Here is a 1,126-nt window from a genome sequence, read left to right as displayed (position 1 = left end):
TGCTGCCGGTATCACCGCCGACGCGGTCGGCGATCGTGAGCGTCCAGGTGCCATTGACCTGCGCACCGGTCAGGCCCGCGAAGGCGCCTGCCAGCCAGGTCGTGCACCCACCGCGCCATGTGCCGGCGACACCTGCGCCGCTGGTGCGGTAGGCACCTGGAGGAACTGTCTCGCTACTCGTGAGCGTCGCTGCCGTCGCCCAAAGATCAGCAGTGGCGCGGTCGGAGAACTCGTAGACGCCGCCCAGATTGGCGCTGCGGCCCAAGGTGAAGGCAGGCGTGCGACCGACCCGTCCGAACACCACCAGTTGCGCGACGCCGCCCGGCGCGCGCAGGGTGGCCTCCAGATCACCGACGAAGGTGTGCGCGAGATCCAGTTTCAACGCGAGCCGGCCAACGCCGCTGCTGATCCCGGAGACGTTGAAGCTGACCGTGAGGCCCGTCGGATTGCTGTCCGGAATCGGTCCCGCGCCACCACCGGCAAAGTCCGCAGCCATCGATGTGCCCGCCATCGTTGCCAGCATCAAACCCATCAGCTTTCGTCTTGCCTTGATCATGACCCCCTCCAGGACATGGCACCCAATCCGGATGGATCGGGCGTAACGCACCACGACATCGACGCACGCACCTGCATGCGGCCTTGTTTCATTCCAGGTTCTGCACCTGCTCGCGCATCTGCTCGATCAACACCTTGAGTTCGACCGCGGCGCCGCTGGTGCGTGGATCAGCGGCCTTGGAACCCAGCGTATTGGCCTCGCGGTTGAACTCCTGCATGAGGAAATCCAGCCGTCGGCCGACCGCCTCGCGCAGGCTCAGCACGCGCCGTGCTTCGAGGATGTGTGCGCCCAGGCGATCGAGTTCCTCGTCGACGTCGATGCGTTGCAACTGCAACACGACTTCCTGTTCGATGCGGCCGGGTTCGAGTGGTTGCTTGAGTTCGGCCAACCGTGCATCGAACTTCGCGCGCAGGGCGACGCGCACTTCGGGCAAGTGCTTGCGCACCTCGGCGACGATGCGCTCGATCGCATCGAGCCGCTCGCGCAGGAACCCGCCGAGACGGCTGCCTTCGCGCTCGCGCGTGGCGACCATCTCGTCGAGCGCGCGATCGAGCAGGGCCAAGGCTGCAG

2 protein-coding genes are annotated in these 1,126 nt (G+C 66.3%); both read right to left on the bottom strand.

What is annotated here, in order from left to right:
- A partial coding sequence (locus KF759_RS14220) for a hypothetical protein (protein WP_291226502.1) occupies window positions 1-556 on the bottom strand: 556 nt, incomplete at its 3' end.
- An 88-nt stretch (window positions 557-644) separates the two neighbouring features.
- Window positions 645-1,126, bottom strand: a 482-nt coding sequence (locus KF759_RS14215; RefSeq protein WP_291226501.1) for a YicC/YloC family endoribonuclease, incomplete at its 5' end; no start/stop codon positions are given.

The organism is Dokdonella sp. (assembly GCF_019634815.1).
Lineage (GTDB): Bacteria > Pseudomonadota > Gammaproteobacteria > Xanthomonadales > Rhodanobacteraceae > Dokdonella_A.
The sequence above is the reverse complement of the archived record's forward strand: the minus strand, read 5'-3'. Positions and strand labels throughout refer to the sequence as shown.